Origin of the sequence: Lysinibacillus sp. BPa_S21, from assembly GCF_023337795.1 — a bacterium.
Classification (GTDB): domain Bacteria; phylum Bacillota; class Bacilli; order Bacillales_A; family Planococcaceae; genus Lysinibacillus.
Genome location: NZ_JALIRS010000024.1, coordinates 14,018 through 32,383, shown reverse-complemented (window position 1 = coordinate 32,383; position 18,366 = coordinate 14,018). Strand labels below are relative to the sequence as shown.

General features: G+C 39.9%; 15 protein-coding genes and 1 other annotated feature. Of the genes, 12 read left to right on the top strand and 3 right to left on the bottom strand.

The window, feature by feature from the left end; translation table 11 throughout:
* The first annotated feature begins 251 nt into the window (after positions 1-251).
* The 7 genes from MOK21_RS23190 to MOK21_RS23160 are packed head-to-tail and all read left to right on the top strand — an operon-like array spanning position 252 to position 5,957.
* A complete protein-coding gene (locus MOK21_RS23190) occupies positions 252-731 on the top strand; it encodes a flavin reductase family protein (protein ID WP_249076300.1) in 480 nt (159 codons plus the stop codon).
* Positions 732-741: 10 nt separating this feature from the next.
* Positions 742-1,530, top strand: a complete 789-nt coding sequence (locus MOK21_RS23185) for a 2-keto-4-pentenoate hydratase (protein ID WP_249076299.1) — start codon at positions 742-744, stop codon at positions 1,528-1,530.
* Between the two features lie 2 nt (positions 1,531-1,532).
* A complete protein-coding gene (locus tag MOK21_RS23180; protein WP_249076298.1) occupies positions 1,533-2,435 on the top strand; it encodes an acetaldehyde dehydrogenase (acetylating) in 903 nt (300 codons plus the stop codon).
* The gene (dmpG, locus tag MOK21_RS23175; RefSeq protein ID WP_249076297.1) at positions 2,432-3,445 is read left to right on the top strand and encodes a 4-hydroxy-2-oxovalerate aldolase; all 1,014 of its coding nucleotides are present in this window, start codon (positions 2,432-2,434) and stop codon (positions 3,443-3,445) included. The genes MOK21_RS23180 and dmpG overlap by 4 nt, the downstream gene beginning before the upstream one ends.
* Before the next feature lie 17 nt (positions 3,446-3,462).
* Entirely contained in the window at positions 3,463-4,254 is a 792-nt protein-coding gene (locus MOK21_RS23170; protein ID WP_249076296.1) for a 2-keto-4-pentenoate hydratase, read from the top strand.
* A gap of 17 nt (positions 4,255-4,271) precedes the next feature.
* Positions 4,272-4,466: a 4-oxalocrotonate tautomerase gene (locus MOK21_RS23165; RefSeq protein WP_249076295.1), complete on the top strand. Its 195-nt coding sequence runs from the start codon at positions 4,272-4,274 to the stop codon at positions 4,464-4,466.
* Positions 4,467-4,481: 15 nt separating this feature from the next.
* Entirely contained in the window at positions 4,482-5,957 is a 1,476-nt protein-coding gene (locus tag MOK21_RS23160) for an aldehyde dehydrogenase (RefSeq protein WP_249076294.1), read from the top strand.
* Between the two features lie 176 nt (positions 5,958-6,133).
* Here MOK21_RS23160 and serA read toward each other — a convergent pair whose 3' ends face one another.
* Positions 6,134-7,741 (bottom strand): phosphoglycerate dehydrogenase, encoded by a 1,608-nt coding sequence (serA, locus tag MOK21_RS23155; RefSeq protein WP_249076293.1) that lies wholly within the window; start codon positions 7,739-7,741, stop codon positions 6,134-6,136.
* Between the two features lie 157 nt (positions 7,742-7,898).
* Positions 7,899-8,141 (bottom strand) — a binding site (T-box leader).
* A gap of 376 nt (positions 8,142-8,517) precedes the next feature.
* Between serA and MOK21_RS23150 the strand changes: the two genes are divergently transcribed.
* Complete coding sequence (locus MOK21_RS23150) at positions 8,518-10,170, top strand: FAD-binding dehydrogenase (RefSeq protein WP_249076292.1); 1,653 nt, start codon at positions 8,518-8,520, stop codon at positions 10,168-10,170.
* A 309-nt stretch (positions 10,171-10,479) separates the two neighbouring features.
* Here the strand turns inward: MOK21_RS23150 and trhO are convergent, their stop codons facing one another.
* Positions 10,480-11,451, bottom strand: coding sequence for an oxygen-dependent tRNA uridine(34) hydroxylase TrhO (gene trhO / locus MOK21_RS23145; RefSeq protein ID WP_249076291.1), 972 nt, complete (start codon positions 11,449-11,451; stop codon positions 10,480-10,482).
* Positions 11,452-11,590: 139 nt separating this feature from the next.
* Between trhO and MOK21_RS23140 the strand changes: the two genes are divergently transcribed.
* Positions 11,591-12,373 (top strand): enoyl-CoA hydratase, encoded by a 783-nt coding sequence (locus tag MOK21_RS23140; protein ID WP_249076290.1) that lies wholly within the window; start codon positions 11,591-11,593, stop codon positions 12,371-12,373.
* A 377-nt stretch (positions 12,374-12,750) separates the two neighbouring features.
* Here MOK21_RS23140 and MOK21_RS23135 read toward each other — a convergent pair whose 3' ends face one another.
* Positions 12,751-12,936, bottom strand: coding sequence for a YhzD family protein (locus MOK21_RS23135; protein ID WP_132364027.1), 186 nt, complete (start codon positions 12,934-12,936; stop codon positions 12,751-12,753).
* 371 nt (positions 12,937-13,307) lie between these two features.
* Between MOK21_RS23135 and MOK21_RS23130 the strand changes: the two genes are divergently transcribed.
* From MOK21_RS23130 to yhaM, 3 genes are read left to right on the top strand one after another with little or no spacing between them, the layout of a single operon-like run.
* A complete protein-coding gene (locus MOK21_RS23130; protein WP_249076289.1) occupies positions 13,308-14,522 on the top strand; it encodes a metallophosphoesterase family protein in 1,215 nt (404 codons plus the stop codon).
* A 4-nt stretch (positions 14,523-14,526) separates the two neighbouring features.
* Positions 14,527-17,418, top strand: coding sequence for an AAA family ATPase (locus tag MOK21_RS23125; RefSeq protein ID WP_249076288.1), 2,892 nt, complete (start codon positions 14,527-14,529; stop codon positions 17,416-17,418).
* Entirely contained in the window at positions 17,415-18,353 is a 939-nt protein-coding gene (gene yhaM / locus MOK21_RS23120) for a 3'-5' exoribonuclease YhaM (RefSeq protein WP_249076287.1), read from the top strand. The genes MOK21_RS23125 and yhaM overlap by 4 nt, the downstream gene beginning before the upstream one ends.
* Positions 18,354-18,366: the final 13 nt, after the last annotated feature.

The following is an 18,366-nucleotide window of genomic DNA, read 5'->3' as shown; positions in this document are numbered from 1 at the left end:
GTTGGTCACGAAGGCGTTATCACAGGATGTGATGTTCTTAGCCTTCGTTCCCCTATCGCTGATCCCCAAGGAGTCGCCCAGTCTCCACTCCAATCAATTTGTATACATGGCATATGTTTTAACAAATATCATCGCGAACTTTTGGGGATGAATAAGCCAGTAGTAGTTTAATTGTAAAAATATCCAAATCGCTGTCTTAAATACTACTTCATAGTATTTGAGACAGCACTATATTATGAGGGGGTTATGTAATGGAGGATCGTCTGTTTAGAAATGCGATGGGGAAATTTGCAACGGGTGTCACAGTCATTACAACAAATGTAAATGGCAGTATCCATGGCATGACTGCGAATGCGTTCATGTCTGTTTCACTTGATCCAAAATTAGTGGTTATCTCTATCGGTGAAAAAGCTTCTATGCTGAAGCATATCCAACAAAGTGGAACATTTACGGTCAATTTTTTATCAGCGGAGCAGCAAGAGTTATCGATGATATTTGCTGGACAAATCAAAGAAAAGCGTCATGTAACATTCGGTGATTTACAAGGTGCACCTACACTTGAAGGCGCTATTGCACAAGTAAGTTGTGAGGTAGCAAACACATATATAGAAGGTGATCATACATTATTTATCGGACGAGTGAAAAACATTCATCTAGAAGACGGGGAGCCATTGCTATTCTTTAATGGACAGTACGGTGCATTGTCAGCAGAAACAACGCTACAGGTCTAGGAGGTTAGGTATGGACAGACAACTTTATGCAGAGAAATTACAGGTGGCTGAGGCAACGAAGCAACCGATCGAGCCACTATCATCTATTGTTCCAGACATAACGGCAGATGATGCTTATGCTATTCAATTACTTCAAATTGCTTCGAAGCAACAAGAGGGGAAGCGGATTGTCGGCAAAAAGATTGGTTTAACGAGTAAAGCGATGCAACAGCAATTTAAAGTTTCAGAGCCAGACTACGGTCATATTTTATCGGATATGGTGGAAGTCGACGGTGCCACAATCTCACTCAATCATTTCATTCAACCAAAGTTGGAATTTGAGATTGCGTTTGTTTTGAAGAAGAACTTATATGGACCAAATATTACAGTGGAGGATGTCATTGAGGCGACAGATTACATTGTCCCTGCACTAGAAGTAATAGATAGTCGCATAGCGGATTGGAAAATTCGTTTTGAAGATACAGTCGCAGACAATGGTTCTTCCGCCATGGTCATTATCGGAGGGACACCTACTAAATTGCAAGATATAGACTTACCGCATATTGGCATGAATGTTTACCGCGATGGTGAATTGTTTGATAGTGCAGCCGCTGCTGCTGTTATGGGTGATCCATTGCTTGCAGTTGCATGGTTAGCCAATAAACTTAGTAAATATAATATCGGTTTGCAGGCGGGTGAATTTGTGTTAGCAGGCGCATTAACAGCTGCGGTCACAATTGAGGATGGAGATACGTTTACGGCAGAGTTTGCCCATCTAGGTACTGTGTCCGCTACGTTTAGGCTGAAGGAGGAGAATTGAAGATGGCAAAGTTGAAAGTTGCGATTTTAGGCTCCGGTAATATCGGTACAGATTTAATGTACAAAATTGAGCGTAGTGATTACTTAACAATGAGTGTCATAGTAGGAATTGACCCTGATTCTGAGGGAATTCAACGTGCAAAGGCTCGTGGCTATCAGACAATCACGAACGGAATAGATGGCCTAGTGGCATGCCCTGAGCTTTTTGATATTGTGTTCGATGCTACAACGGCAAAGGCGCATTCTATGCACAGTGAGAGAGTGCTTGCTCTTGGCAAAAAGATCATTGATTTAACGCCAGCTGCTATTGGCCCTTTCGTAGTACCGTGTGCTAATTTGGAAAAATTCGCGACGGCCGATAACGTCAATATGGTGACATGTGGTGGCCAAGCGACTATTCCAATTGTCTATGCTATTAATCAAGTAGCTGATGTTGACTATGCGGAAATCGTTGCAACGGTAGCAAGTAAAAGCGCAGGACCTGGTACAAGGGCAAATATTGATGAATTTACACGAACAACAGCCAATGCAATAGAGGACGTAGGCGGAGCGAATAGGGGAAAGGCCATTATTATTTTAAACCCAGCTGATCCGCCGATTATGATGCGTGATACTGTGCATGTTTTAGTGAATGAAGGGGATAAGGAACAAGAAATTATCAAAGCAATTGAAGATATAGTGCTAGCTGTTCAGCAATATGTACCTGGCTATCGCATGACGAGCGCTCCTATTTTTAATGGTAAACAAGTATCGATCTTTTTAGAGGTAGAGGGAGCGGGAGATTTTTTCCCAACCTATTCAGGAAATCTCGATATTATGACGGCTGCAGCAGTACAAGTAGGGAATGAAATTGCTAAACAGTATCATGAAATAGTGAGGGCGAACGAAGCGGAGGTGAGTAAATGACAAAATTAACAGTTTTAGATGTCACATTGCGTGATGGTAGTCATTCAATGCGCCATGCATTTACAGAACAGCAAGTGAGAGATGTAGCTCGTGGTCTAAGGAAAGCAAAGGTGAAATATTTTGAGGTATCACATGGAGATGGATTAGGGGGCTCTTCTCTACAGTACGGCTTTTCAAAAGTGGATGAATTAAAATTAATCGAGGCGGCACGAGAAGAATGTGGTGATTCGGCGATTTCGGTCTTGATTTTACCTGGTATAGGTGTAAAGGAAGATTTGAAAAATGCAGTGAAGGCAGGAGCTAAAATGGCTCGGGTGGCAACGCATGTTACTGAGGCTGATGTTGCGGGACAACATATTTACTTAAGCCGTGAGCTAGGATTGAAAACAGTTGGCTTTTTAATGATGGCGCATATGGCTTCAACGTCTGTAATAGTAGAACAAGCGAAGTTATTTGAGCGTTACGGTGCAGAAATTATTTATGTGACAGATTCAGCAGGTGCCATGCTACCTCATGAGGTCAAGGAGCGTGTAGCCGCATTGAAGTCACATGTTTCTTGTGAAATTGGTTTCCATGCGCATAATAATTTATCACTTGCCATGGCAAATACGATAGCTGCTGTCGAAGCAGGTGCTACGTATGTGGATGGTAGTTTACGTTCTTTAGGTGCGGGTAGTGGTAACACGCAAACAGAAGTAATGGTTGCTGTTTTCAATCGTCTCGGCTATGAAACGGGGATTGATTTATATAGTGTAATCGATGTTGCTAATGAAGTAGTTGCACCAATTATGCCGCGCCCGCAAGAAATAACAGGCTCCAGTTTAATGATGGGCTACGCTGGTGTCTACTCTAGCTTTTTATTATTTACGCAGGAAGCAGCAAAAAAATACAACGTTGATGAACGTGAAATTTTACTGGAGCTCGGCAAGATGAAAGCGGTAGGTGGTCAAGAGGATTTAATTGCAGAGATTGCTCGTAAGATAGCCAATCCTACACAGACAGTAAATTAGAAATGGAGGAACGAGCCATGATGAAAACCGATACGCTAGATCAAATTGCGTATGAGCTGTATAAAGCGGAGCGAGATGTATCAGAAGTCACGAAGTTTGTTGATCAGTATCCAGAGCTGACGGTGGAAACAGCTTATGACATTCAAGACAAACTAATTGAACTCAAGCGTATGCATGAGCAAACAACCATTTCAGGGTTAAAGCTTGGCTTAACGAGTAAGGCTAAACAACAAATGATGGGTGTACATGAGCCATCTTATGGCGTGTTGTTGGCGAATATGGCGCTAAACCCACAGCTGCCGATTTCCTTAAAATCTTTAATTCATCCAAAAATTGAGCCAGAGATAGCCTTTGTATTTAAAGAAGATTTACGCGGTCCAATTGTAACCGTTGCGCAAGTATTGAAAGCAACGGATTATATTGCACCTGCAATGGAAATTATCGATAGTCGTTATTTAAATTTCAATTTTACTTTACCAGATGTAATTGCTGATAACTCTTCTTCTTCGCGTTACATATTGGGTTCACAAAAGTATGCGGTGAACGAAGTGGATCTTGTAAATATGGGCTGTATTTTCACGCACAATGATGAAATTTTTGCGACGAGTACAGCAGGCTCGGTGATGGGGCATCCAGCACGTGCCATTGCATGGATGGCAAATAAATTAATCGCTCGAGGACAACACATTCGAGCTGGAGATATTGTGTTAAGTGGTGCGTTAACAGGCGCCGCAACAATGCATGCAGGGGATAGCTTTACTGTAAGCTTTGACGGAATGGAGTCGTTAACAGTTGAAGTAGAGCGATAGAGAAGGAGGAAGGTGAAATGCCAATTATTCAAGTAACATTTATTGAAGGACGTACACCAGAACAAAAGGAACGGTTAATTGAAGAAGTAAGTAAAACCGTGTCTTCTGTTTTAGATGCACCGCTTGAAACAGTTCGTGTGTGCTTACATGAAATTCCAAGCACTCATTGGGGAATTGCAGGGAAGTCCGTCCAACGTCGACAAAATGAATAATAAGGAGTGTCTACTATGGGAAATACTCAAACTAAATTGAAAGTAGTTAAGCTATTTATTAATGGGGAATATGTAGAATCTTCTTCTCAAACAGTGTTCGAGGTGAAAAATCCTGCGACTCAGGAGATTATTGCACAAGTCCATGAAGCGAGTTTTGAAGATGTGGATCGAGCGTGTGAAGCAGCACGGCAAGCTTTTGAAGAAGGACCATGGCGTACGATGCCTTTATCTGAGCGATTGGCGAAAATTCGTCGTATGGCAGAGATTATTTTAGAACGCAAAGAGGAGTTAGCGCGCTTAGAAGCATTAGATGTAGGTAAGCCCTATCAAGTAGCATTAGAACGTGAAATTCCTCGCGCCGCGGAAAATTTAAAGTTTTTTGCTGATTTTATGGAACAGCAAGGCGGCGAAGTATACCCGATGAATGACGCTTATTTAAATTATACGCGCTATGAGCCCGTTGGCGTTGCTGCGTTAATTACCCCTTGGAATTTGCCGTTTATGCTAACAACATGGAAGCTTGGTCCATGTTTAGCTTCTGGGAATACAGCGGTTATAAAACCTGCAGAAATTACACCTTTAACCGTATCGTTACTTGGTGAAATTGCACAACAGGCGGGTATTCCAGATGGTGTGGTTAATGTTGTCCATGGCTTTGGGGTACAATCAGCAGGAGAATTTATGACGACACACCCTGAAGTCGATTTAATTTCCTTCACTGGAGAAACAACGACAGGGAAAGCCATCATGAAAAACGGTGCTGATTCATTGAAAAAAGTTTCCTTTGAATTAGGTGGTAAGGCAGCAAACATTATTTTTGAAGATGCGAATTTAGAAAAAGCCATCCCGATATCGATTCAAGCAGCATTTATGAATTCCGGTCAAGTTTGTCTAGCAGGATCACGTATTTTAGTACAACGTTCGATCTTAGATGAATTCCTAACACGTTTTAAAGAAGCGGCTGCAGCATTAGTCGTTGGTGACCCTCAAGATTCAAAAACGAATATGGGGCCAGTTGTAAGTGAAGCACATTATAATAAGGTAACAAGCTATTTAAGAATAGCTGAATATGAAAATTCTACGCTTATTTATGGTGGTGAACGTCCTGAATTACCAGCGTATCTAAATACAGGTTATTATTTACAACCGACCATCTATTTACAAGAAAATCCACAAGCCCGTATTTGCCAAGAGGAGATTTTCGGTCCTATTGTGACAATTATCCCGTTTGATACGGAGGAAGAGGCACTGGCGATAGCAAATGGAACAGAGTACGGTTTAAATGCAGTTGTCTGGACGGAAAACTTACAGCGTGCACACCGTATTTCACATGATGTACGTGCAGGAACGATTTGGGTAAATTGCTGGTTTGTGCGTGACTTACGTGCTCCGTTTGGAGGCTTTAAAAAGAGTGGCGTAGGACGTGAAGGGGGTCACCATAGCTTAGAATTCTTCACGGAAGCGAAAAATATTTGTATAGCGTTGAAGTGAGGGCTAGCATTGGCCTAATTCGGAGAGTATCTCAGAAATGTTTCTGGGATACTTTTTTATTTTTTGTCTAAAAAAGCTAGCCCCCAAGCTGGGACGGAAATCAACCCTACGTTATGATAATGAGTCTAAAAAAAGCAGAGAGTATTTGTCCTCTCTGCTCACTAATCAATATATTATTATAGGTTTATCGCTTTTACTTCATCAATATTTTCAAGCTGTGCAACGAATGTTAGGTCTTCTTCTGTTACAGTATTGTCGATTGTTAGCATCATGACTGCTGTACCGCCAACTTGTGCACGACCTACTTGCATTGTTGCGATGTTCACATCTTTTTCTGCTAGTTTTGTTGCTACGCGGCCGATTGCACCTGGTTTGTCAGTGTTTTTAATGTAAAGAAGGTGGCCTTGTGGAATAACGTCAACAACATAGTCTTCTACTTTCACAATACGTGCGCCTAAACCGTTTAATAATGTCCCAGCAACTGTATGTGTTTCGTTTACTGTTTTAATTTCAATCGTAATTAAGCTAGTGAAGCCTTTAGCAGTTGTTGTTTTATGCTCATTAATTTTCATGCCGATACGTTCAGATAGGTAGCGAGCATTTACATCATTCACATGATTACCGTGGTTTTTAGCTAGTAAGCCTTTTAACGCGTTTGATGTTAGTGGACGTACATCATAATTTGCTACTTCACCAGCATAAGATAAGTTGATTTCTTTCACAGGCTCAGTAGTCAGTTGAGATAAGAATGAACCTAGTTTTTCAGCTAATTCAAAGAAAGGCTCGACTTGTGCAAGTAACTCTTTTGGAATAGAAGGCATGTTTACTGGGTTCGTAACAGTACCTGTTTTATAGAATTTAATGATGTCGTTTGAAACGTCAACAGCTACAGACTCCTGTGCTTCAATTGTAGATGCACCTAAGTGAGGTGTCGCGATTACTTGTGGTAAAGTAAGTAGCTTGTGATCTGTTGCTGGCTCAGATACGAATACGTCAAGAGCTGCCCCAGCTACTTTACCTTCTACGATTGCATCGTATAAATCATCCTCATTGATAATACCGCCACGTGCACAGTTAATGATACGCACGCCTTCTTTCATCATGGCGAATTTTTCTTTGTTAATAAGGTTGCGTGTCTCAGGAAGAAGTGGTGTGTGTACTGTAATGAAATCTGCATTTGCACAAATTTCTTCTACTGTTGATTTTGTTACGCCTAACTCTTTTGCGCGTTCATCCGTTAGGAATGGATCGTATGCCATAACGTTCATACGTTGGCCTTTTGCACGATAAGCAACTTCAACACCGATACGCCCGAAGCCTACAACGCCTAGAGTTTTATTTTTAAGCTCAACCCCAACATAAGATTTACGATCCCATTTACCATTTTTAAGTGTATTAAATGCTTGTGGGATGTGACGAGCAAGTGAAGTCATCATGGCAATAGTGTGCTCAGCAGCAGAGTTAGTGTTACCGTCTGGTGCATTCACAACGATAATGCCGTGTTCAGTAGCAGCAGTTAGATCAATGTTGTCTACACCTACTCCAGCACGTCCAATAAGTTTTAAGTTTTTAGCCGCTTCAATTACTTCACGTGTTACCGTTGTTTGAGAGCGTACTAGTAAAACATCTACATCCGCAATTTTGGCTATTAATTCTTCTGGTGCAAGACCAGTATCAACGATGATGTTTAAGTCTAAATCTTGTTCTTGTCGTAGTGGGAAAATACCATCTTCACTTAGTGGGTCAGCGATAAATACGTTAATTGTTTTTGTTGCAGTAGTCATTTGTAATTAGCTCCTTTTAATTAAAATTGGTAATGGTCTTTATATACGAAACAGTCTGAATTTTGTAAACAAACATCTTACAGCATACAAACAATCTCCTTTCAAAAATAAAACAATAAAAAAGCCTTCCGCGCCTTACAAACACAAAGATTGTGTTGTAAGGGGCGAAAGGCTGAATAAACATTGGTTCGCGGTACCACCCTTAATCACTGCTTGAAGAAAGAATTCTAGCAGTCTTAGCTATATGCGTAACGTGCATGTGACGGATAAGCTTACTTTGGAGATGTTCGGCTTATCTATTCAGGAGTGGAACTATTATCGTAGAAATCACTGATTTACACCAACCATCAGCTCTCTTTGGATTTTCTAGCGACTAGCGTGTCTCCGTCGTTATATTTTCGTGTGATTTAATTGTTAACATCATAATCCTTATTGTTCACCTTTGTCAATAATAATTCTGAAAAAGATTAAAATTCATGACTTAGTACGTCTTCAAAACAGTTAAATACGAACTATTTATGCATTCTTGTTATTTATAGTTCGTGTTTACAGGGAGGACAATGAAAGCGCTATCGATATATGTTAAGTCAGATTACATGGGCGTTTAACAAATATTAGAGGTCGAAAATTATACATTGGAAACTTTCTTTGTTTAGTGGAGGAAAGCGAACATTGTTTTCTTGTCACATTTTCGTCAAAATTTTGATGTGTAGAAGGTAAACCGTCAATTTGAGAAGAATGTAAGTAAGGGAAGATTGATTTTTAGGGGGGATAGAATGATGTATGATGTAGCAATTGTCGGTGCAGGACTGGCAGGGTTAGTAGCTGCCTGTGAGTTAGCGGATGCAAAGAAAAAAATTCTATTAGTCGATCAAGAACCTGAAAATTCAATGGGGGGACAGGCATTCTGGTCCTTTGGTGGTATATTTTTAGTGAATTCACCCGAGCAAAAAAGGCTTGGTATTAAGGATAGTAAAGAGCTTGCATGGCAGGATTGGCAAGGAACAGCTGGCTTCGATCGTCTAGACGATGAAGATTCGTGGGCGTATAAATGGGCTAGAGCTTATGTAGATTTTGCAGCTGGTGAAAAATATAGTTGGTTAAAGTCTATGGGTATTAAGTTTTTTCCGGTCGTCGGTTGGGCAGAACGTGGGGGATCATTAGCAGGCGGCCACGGAAATTCGGTACCTAGGTTTCATATTGTTTGGGGAACTGGACCAGGTATTGTTAAGCCTTTTGCTGAAAAAGTGAAAAAGGCCATAAAGGATGGTTTTATAGATTTTAAACCAAGACATCGTGTAGATGAGTTTATTCAACAAGATGGAAAAATTACAGGAATTAGTGGAACAGTTTTAGCTCAAAGCTATGCAAACCGCGGTGAAAAAAGTTCTAGGCTAGGTATTGACGAATTTTCTTATGAAGCTGAAGCGGTTATTGTGGCAAGCGGTGGAATAGGTGCAAATTTAGATTTAATTAGAGAAAATTGGCCAGCGCGACTTGGAACACCGCCTCAAAATATGGTCAGTGGTGTACCTGCTTATGTAGATGGAAGAATGCTAGGAATTGCTGAGCATGCTGGTGGGCGTATCGTAAATCGAGACCGCATGTGGCATTATACAGAAGGCTTGAAAAATTGGGACCCTATTTGGCCAAATCACGGTATTAGAATTTTGCCTGGCCCTTCGTCATTATGGTTTGATGCAGAAGGAAATCGATTTGGAGCACCTAATTTTCCTGGCTTTGATACGTTAAGCACATTAGAAGCAATTCAAAAAACAGGCTATGATTACTCGTGGTTTATTTTAACGGAAAAGATTATTGAAAAAGAATTTGCATTATCAGGCTCTGAACAAAATCCTGATTTAACCAATAAAAGTATTAGTGATGTACTGAAACGTGTTTTGCCAGGGCCACCAGGTCCTATTCAGGCATTTAAAAATCATGGCGAAGATTTTGTTGTTGCACATGATTTAAAGGAGTTAGTGGATGGAATGAACAAGTTGGCTGGCAATGACCTTCTTGATTTTATCAAAATCAAAGATCAAATTTTAGCAAGGGATCGTGAAATGGACAATAAATTTACGAAGGACTTACAGGTTAATGCTATTCATGGAGCAAGAAACTATGTTGGTGATAAATTTATACGCGTTGCCAAACCCCATAAAATATTAGATCCAAAAAATTGGCCCCTTATCGCGGTGCGCTTAAATATTTTAACGCGAAAAACATTAGGAGGCTTACAGACAAATTTGAATGGTGCCGTGTTAGGAATGGATGGACAGCCTGTACCAGGTTTATTTGCAGCCGGGGAAGTTAGTGGTTTTGGCGGTGGCGGTGTACATGGTTACCGTGCATTAGAAGGGACATTTGTTGGTGGTTGTTTATTTAGTGGTCGACAGGTAGGGCGATACTTGGCAAAAGGGGAATGAAGACAAATTTAGGTGAGATTTAGCAAGTCGTAGAGAGAGGGAAATCGCTCGGGTAAGCCGGAAAAGTGATCGGGTACCGCCGGAAATCGCTCAGGTAAGCCAGGAAAGTGATCGGGTACCGCAGGAAATCGCTCAGGTAAGCTGGAAAAGTGATCGGGTACCGTGGGAAATTTGCTCAGGTAAGCCGACAAATCGCTCGGGTACTAAAAATATCTGCTCAGGTAAACACGTAATCACTGGCCCTGTACAGAGAGTAACCCCAAAAATAGAAAAGAGCATCATCTCAAATGGATGATGCTTTTTTCTCTCTTATATAGATGAATGTTGAACTTCAGCGATTTTAGCGATTTGTTCTTCAATCTGCTCTTTTGTCCAACCATTCTCTTCAACGAAGAAGTTACGTTTTGCGCGACGGCATTCATCTGAACAGCTTCGCATATAGAAGGACTCATGCTTTTCCTCGCAAAGCATTAATTTATGACATTCAGGATTTGCACAGTTTGTATAGCGTTCTGTCGGTTCGCCAGTGAAGAAATCCTTTCCGACAATTACATGCTCAACCTGATTAATTGGTACACTACGGCGTCGGTCGAAGACGAACATTTGTCCATCCCATAGTTGACCTTTTACTTCAGGGTCTTTAGCATACGTGGCAATTCCTCCATGTAATTGACCAACACTCTCCCCATAGCCCTCACGTTTTAACCAGCCAGAGAATTTTTCACAGCGAATACCACCTGTGCAGTAAGTTAAAATTTTCTTGTCAGCAAAATCTTCTTTATGAGCCTCCATCCAATCCGGTAGATCACGGAAGTTTTCGATATCTGGACGTACAGCACCACGGAAATGTCCGAGGTCATATTCGTAATCATTACGTGCATCAATAACTACTGTATTATCTTCCTGCATACGTTCCATAAATTCCTTTGGTGATAAATAATCTCCTGTTATTTCTAAAGGATTAATATCATCGTTTAAACCAAGATGTACAATCTCTCGACGAGGGCGCACATGCATCTTTTTAAAGGTATGTCCTTCAGCTTCATCAATTTTCCACATGATGTCGCTAAAACGAGGATCTGCCTTCATATGATTCATGTAAGCATCAGTTTGCTCGATGGTACCTGAAACCGTTCCATTAATACCCTCATAGCCAACTAAAATACGACCAAGTAGTCCGATTTCTTTACAAAATGCTAAATGTTCCTCTGCAAATGCTACAGGGTCTTCAATAGCTATATATTTATAATAAAGTAATACACGATAGTCTTTCTGTGTCACAATCATTAACCACCTTTAAATCAATTATTCGTCCTTAAATATAGCATATCAAGTTCAATTTTGCGTAGCTTAGAAGGAGTTTTCTAAAAAAACACGAATAGTACATAGTGAATGACTATTCATATTTGGGGGTGTTGGGATGGAATTTTCAACGATTACATTAGAAAAATTAGAACGCCGTGCAACATTAACATTAAATCGACCACATGCTATGAATGCTATGGACGATGTGATGATGCGTGAGCTTGCAGAATGCTTTGAGGCATTACAGCAAGAACAAGAAATACAAGTTCTTGTTATTCGCGGGGAAGGAAAAGTCTTTTCAGCAGGTGGCGATATTAAAGCGATGCTTGATCCAAATAAGCCGCTTAATATTAACGGGGCCATGGTTTATTTAACACGTATAGTCAAAGCATATTACCAGCTACCGATGATCGTCATTGCAGCGGTTCATGGAGCATCAGCTGGATTAGGATTTAGTCTAGCACTTGGGGCTGATATAGTTGTAGCATGTGAAAATAGTAAACTCGCTATGAACTTCATCGGCATAGGGCTCATCCCTGATGGTGGCGGTCATTTCTTTATGAAGGAACGTGTAGGTACTGTCAAAGCTAAACAAATGATTTGGGAGGGTAAGGTATTAACTGCATCGGAAGCACATGATGTAGGGTTAATTGACTATGTTGCACCAGATGGGACTGTTTTTGCAATTACTGACCAATTAGTTGGAAAAATGCTTGCTTCTCCAATTGCATCGATGATTACGACTAAAAAAATTCTACATGCTCAAAATTTACCGCAATTAGAGAGTATTTTATCAATGGAAGCAGCAGGTCAATCGGAAATGCGTAAAACAGCCGATCATTTAGAGGGAATCCATGCATTTGTAGAGAAAAGAGCACCTGCTTTTGTAGGGAAATAAATTTTAAAAAATCAAAGTGGTTAGACACATCGCTTTATTACTATAAATTAGAGGGATATGTCAGAAGATACATCCTTGTGAAGAGGTTGATTGGAGTGGAGACTGGGCGATTCCTTGGGGGACTAGCGTCACAGATGAGACCCTGGAGCGTAGCGAAGCGGCTCATCGGACGCCCCCAGGAAAGCGCCCAGTCGGAACGGAAATCAACCCCTCGTTTTGCCGAAGGGTCATCTGAATTCACACCTGACAGTATATTTTTATAGAAAGATTAAAAAATACCGCATCAGAAAAGCGCAAGAAGTCAACGTGTAAAAATTGATTTCCTGCGCTTTTAAGGCTTTAACCGGTTTTATCCGTGCCTTTTTACTAGCTATTTTTTAGACATGGAATAAGATTAATTTACCTGAGGAGTTTACAAGGCGATGAGTTTTGTTGGCAACACCTTTTTCTTCAATTTGTTGTAGACCGTTGATTTTTGCAGCCTCATCGTTTTCGAATGTCCATGTTTCGTCAAACAATGTTTCCCCAGTTTTTTCAAAAGCTGTAAAACGATAATTCTCCATAAAAACCCACCCTTTACTTAAATATATATCTATTATACATAGAAGGTTTATAAACTTCACGATAAAACTAGCGAATATTTCGATAAATTACGAAAGTTGTGGAAAATTTAAGGCAATACTAATAATGAATATTCTTTGAAGACATTTCTCATCTATCGCGAAGTATGATAAAATAGAACAAATATTCGGTTTTGGCGTGATTCATAAATGTCCAGAAATGAGACAAATAGCGATTAGTAAATGAATGAAGTAGCAATTCCAAAGTACTCAATAATTTACTACATTGCGAGTGATGAAAAATGACGACAAGGTATAGATTATTGATTTTGGACAATTATGCCGAGGCATAAATGATTATTTGAGGTGATTGGATGTCAGCAATTCGTTTTTTTCATATGGCAGATTTACATTTAGATAGTCCGTTTAAGGGCTTATTTGGTTTACCCGAGCAATACTTCAAAAGGATTCGAACAAGTACTTTTGAAGCTTTTGATAAAATTATTGAAAAAGCTATTCAGGAGAAACCTGATTTTTTACTGATTGTCGGTGATATATATGATGGGGAAAATCGTAGCTTACAGGCGCAAAGACGATTTCAAGATGCTATGGAAAAACTCTTTCAACATAATATCCCGGTCATTTTAAGCTATGGTAATCACGATCACTTAAATGGTGCTTGGACACGCTTTGCCTTACCGAGCAACGTTTATGAGCTACCAGCTGAAACAAGTGTTGTGCAATTAAAAATACGTGGTCAGCAAGTTAATATTTATGGCTTCAGTTATAGTGACCGCCATATAACGAAAACAATGATTGATAGTTATCCTGTTGCACAGGACCAGCATGCTATTCATATAGGTATGCTTCATGGTAGTGAAGCTAGCGATACAACGCATGCTGTTTATGCTCCGTTTACAAAAGATCAACTTCTTGAAAAGAACTATCATTATTGGGCTTTAGGGCATATTCATAAACGACAATTTTTACATCAACATCCATCGATTGTGTATCCAGGCAATATTCAAAGTCGACATCGGAAAGAGCAGGGGATTAAGGGCTTCTATGACGTAACTTTGTCACAAACCTCTACTGAATTGGAATTTGTACCGACCTCTACTGTTGTTTACAATACGGTAGAGGTAGATTGTACGAATGTGTTTCATGCAAATGAACTACTAAAAAAATGTGAGGAAGCACTGATGCTTAATCGTCAAGAGTATGGGGCATCTGTTGTTGAACTCCATTTAAAAAATATAGATGAACAATCACAATCTTTATTTGAACATGCCACAGTGGATGCATGGCTAGAAACAATTCGAGAAGCTGAGGATGGGATTGAACCAATGTGCTGGGTTCAAAAGCTTGTGTTACATCAATCTTCAGTATTGTATGAACATACTGCTGCAACTGAATCGGTGATGAATCTAATGGAGCAATGGGATCTTTCTGAATGGAAGGATATTTTAAAGGAACTATACCAACATGCTGGTGGTGCAAGACTGATCGAGCCTTTAACAGAACAGGATATTAAAAACTTAATGCACAACGCGCAGGAATTATTAGTAGAAGAAATTCAAAGGGTGTGAAAACGTGCTAACGATAAAGAAAATCCAAATTTATGGCTTTGGCAAGCATGAAAACATCACCATTTCACTACATGAAGGTGTTACCATTTTTTACGGTCTGAATGAAGCAGGTAAAACGACTATTCAACAATTTATTGTACAAATGCTTTTCGGATTTCCCACAAGACAGCAGACACTACGTAAATATGAGCCGAAAGTATCGACTAAATTCGGTGGTCAGCTGTCGATTTGGCATCCAATGTATGGGCTATGTACGATAGAACGTATTAAAGGAAAGGCAGCTGGAGATGTCACCGTTTATCTAGAAGACGGAACAATTGGCCATGAGGAGCTTTTAGCCAAACTATTATATGGTTATTCAAAAGCCTCATTTGAGTCCATTTTCTCCTTTTCCTTACATGAGCTGCAGGGCATTGAAAAAATGTCAGAGGAAGAGCTCACACATTTGCTTCTTGCCTCTGGGACAACAGGAATTCAACAGCTATCATCTCTAGAAAGGAAATTGGACAAAGATGCTAGTGAGCTTTTTAAAAAATCAGGCAAAGTGCCACTTATAAATCAGAAATTGGCGCATTTAAAAAAGCTAGAACGCACCATTAAACAAGAACAAGGCAATATTCAGACCTTTGAGGATAAATTATTACAATTACAGCAGCTCGATCAAAGGCTAGAGGGGTTATATAGTCAGCAAAAAACACAGCAGCAAAATTGGCAGCAGCTCACAATTCTACAGCAGGCTATGCCGCTTATAAAGCAGCAAAAAGCATTCGAACAGACACGAAAAAGCTATGAACAAGTACAGTTTCCACCAGAAGGGATTCGACGTTATGAGCAATTAAAGGATCGGCTTATGCATGAAACACTACAAATACAGCAGCTGAAGGAGCAGTATCAGGAACTACAACAAAAGCTACAATTAACGGTGGACGAGCAAACGCTTACTGAAATGTCGCGACTTTTGAATAAGGAAGCGACGTGGAATCAGTTAGTTGTGAAAGAACAGAACTTGATGGATGAGCTGTATTTAATCGAGCAAGAAATAGAAGCACAGTTTCGGTTATTAGGCGTTCAAGATATAACAGCGCAGGATATTTTACTAGAGGAAACAGTCTCATTACAGCAAGAGGAACAGTTTCAACAACAGTTAACATTATTAGAAGAAGCGGAAGAAGAGCTGACGTTTCATTTGCGTTCTTTGGAGCAACTACATGCAGAATTAGATACAATAGCTCAACGAAAAGAACAGCTTCAGATGGAGTCATTATCGACAGAGGAAGAACATATTTTAGCACAGTGGCCTCAACGTAAGCGAAAGCTTGAACAATTGCGTTATGGAAGGTCACAACGCTCGAAACAACAACAACCAAATGTTTTTATATTTATTGTGTTAGCCATAAGTATGCTTTCGTTTTTCTACGGTATTCTGGAAAAAAACATGGCTGTCATCGTTGTAGGAGCGGTTATGTCGCTGATCATTATTTTATATTTGAAATTTGCTAAACAAGCACATGAAGCGCCGAGTAAACAACAAAGTCAGCAAATACGCGAGCTAGAGCAGGAGGAAAATATCGCACAAGCCATCCTGCAGAAAAAACAAAAACATGAAGATCGCTTGTTACATGTAAATGAGCAACAGCAGGAAAAAGAACGTCAATATGTGAAACTTGAATATAAAATTCAGCGGGCTGAGCAGGTGAGTGAGGAGGCTACTCAGTCGCTTCAACATTTTTTAAGGCGCTATCGGTTAGATGGGAATATACCGAAAACCTTATTACCCGAGCTGTTTATGCGCATTCGTGGTGCTCAAGAGTTGGCAGCAAAAAAGAAGAGTACAAGTACTCTTTTACAAACAGTACAAGCGGAGAAAATTGGGCTTCTAGAGCAAATACAGCAAGTCTTGCAAACAGAGTATAGTGAGCAAGAAATCTTTATGCATTTACGGAATACATTCCTAACTCTACAGCGGGAGCAACAGATAGCCCAACAAGCAAAAGAGCAATTGACTAGCCTTCAGGCAAAAATTCAAGGAGTTCAATCGCATATAGATAGTTATGAGTCTGAAATTACTCAGTTATTTAATGCTGCGAATGTTCAATCAGAGAAGGGTTATTATGAAACACATGAACAATTTGAGCAACAACAAAAAATAACAACAGAACTTCTAGCCATTCAGAGTCAGTTAGCCTCGCTGAAGGTAGATAACGAACAGTCATTAATTGACGAGGAACAGCTCCAAGAAAGATTACTTGCTTTAGAAGAAGAACGTGGCGCAATGCAAGTAGCCATAGATCATTGCTTAGAACAACGTGCGACACTACTAATCCAAAAGGAGAATCTTCTAAATGACGAGAAATATGGTCAATTACTTCAACAGTTTGAAGAGGAGAAATCAGTGTTGCAACAGCTAATCGGGCAATGGGCTACAAAAAAGGCATTGGCTACCGCAATTCATGAAACATTGTTCCGCCTAAGAGAAGAAAAACTACCAGATGTTTTGGCAGAGGTAAATGCCATATTTAATTTGTTAACAGGTGGACGTTACGATAAGCTTTTCATTAATGATGAAGGCTATTTTGTTACACAGGATGTTTCTGGATTACGTTATCAAATGGCAGAATTATCACAGGCAACGAAGGAACAAGCTTATATTTCGTTGCGCATGGCACTAGCAAAAACACTGACAGCTTCTGCTCCATTTCCATTTATTATGGACGATCCTTTTGTCCATTTTGATCGAAACCGTACAGACAAAATGGTACAATTAATGAAAGAAGTAGGGTATGAACGTCAAATTTTATATTTTACTTGCCATGACGGGTTGCTTGAACATTGGCAGAAAGACCAAATAGTCGATGTAGGAGCACTAGCAAATGAAAGGGGAGTGACGTCAACATGAAAGGTATTACGACGCTCCAGGTTGGAGAATCAGTTGATCAATTTTTATTAATTAAACAGGCGACAAAGGGAGTTACCACAGTTGGAAAGCCATTTATGTCACTGTTACTACAAGATAAAAGTGGAGATATTGAGGCGAAGCTATGGGATACAAATGAAGATCATGAAAAAATGTATCACGCTGAGGCGATTGTCCGTGTAGGTGGAGAAATTCATGACTACCGTGGCAAAAACCAATTGCGTATAAAATCAATCCGTGTAGCAAAACCGGAGGAGGGAATTGCTATTAATGATTTAGTTCCTTCCTCAGCAACTCCAAAAGAAGAATTATATGAGGAATTGACGCAATTTTTCTTTGATATTAAAAATCCGAATATATCTCGTATTACACGTGCAGCTATTAAAAAACATCAGGATGCTATTTTAGTTTATCCAGCTGCAACGAAAAACCATCATGATTATGCGTCTGGACTATTGGATCATATGGTGTCAATGTTGAGACTCGGAAAAGCAATTGCTGATTTATATCCTACATTAAATCGAGATTTGTTATATGCAGGGATAATTCTGCATGATATCGGTAAGGTTGTTGAGCTATCGGGGCCAGTTGCAACTATGTATACGGTTGAAGGGAATTTACTTGGTCATATTACGATTATGGTCAATGAAATTGCCAAGATTGCTAGTGAGCTAGAAATCGAGGGAGAGGAAGTCATGCTATTGCAACATATGGTCCTATCCCACCACGGTAAAGAAGAATGGGGCAGCCCGAAAAAACCGATGATTCAAGAGGCGGAAATCTTGCATTATATTGATAATATAGATGCAAAGATGAACATGCTAACACGAGCATTAGGTAAAACAGCGCCAGGTGAATTTACTGAGCGACTATTTCCACTTGATAACCGATCGTTTTATAAGCCATCTATTAAATAAAATAGATTTAAGG

Bases quoted from the DNA above. Each gene is read 5' to 3' on its own strand.
- MOK21_RS23190 (WP_249076300.1), top strand. From the start codon at position 252: ATGGAGGATCGTCTGTTTAGAAATGCGATGGGGAAATTTGCAACGGGT.
- MOK21_RS23185 (WP_249076299.1), top strand. From the start codon at position 742: ATGGACAGACAACTTTATGCAGAGAAATTACAGGTGGCTGAGGCAACG.
- MOK21_RS23180 (WP_249076298.1), top strand. From the start codon at position 1,533: ATGGCAAAGTTGAAAGTTGCGATTTTAGGCTCCGGTAATATCGGTACA.
- dmpG (WP_249076297.1), top strand. From the start codon at position 2,432: ATGACAAAATTAACAGTTTTAGATGTCACATTGCGTGATGGTAGTCAT.
- MOK21_RS23170 (WP_249076296.1), top strand. From the start codon at position 3,463: ATGATGAAAACCGATACGCTAGATCAAATTGCGTATGAGCTGTATAAA.
- MOK21_RS23165 (WP_249076295.1), top strand. From the start codon at position 4,272: ATGCCAATTATTCAAGTAACATTTATTGAAGGACGTACACCAGAACAA.
- MOK21_RS23160 (WP_249076294.1), top strand. From the start codon at position 4,482: ATGGGAAATACTCAAACTAAATTGAAAGTAGTTAAGCTATTTATTAAT.
- serA (WP_249076293.1), bottom strand. From the start codon at position 7,741: ATGACTACTGCAACAAAAACAATTAACGTATTTATCGCTGACCCACTA.
- MOK21_RS23150 (WP_249076292.1), top strand. From the start codon at position 8,518: ATGATGTATGATGTAGCAATTGTCGGTGCAGGACTGGCAGGGTTAGTA.
- MOK21_RS23140 (WP_249076290.1), top strand. From the start codon at position 11,591: ATGGAATTTTCAACGATTACATTAGAAAAATTAGAACGCCGTGCAACA.
- MOK21_RS23135 (WP_132364027.1), bottom strand. From the start codon at position 12,936: ATGGAGAATTATCGTTTTACAGCTTTTGAAAAAACTGGGGAAACATTG.
- MOK21_RS23130 (WP_249076289.1), top strand. From the start codon at position 13,308: ATGTCAGCAATTCGTTTTTTTCATATGGCAGATTTACATTTAGATAGT.
- yhaM (WP_249076287.1), top strand. From the start codon at position 17,415: ATGAAAGGTATTACGACGCTCCAGGTTGGAGAATCAGTTGATCAATTT.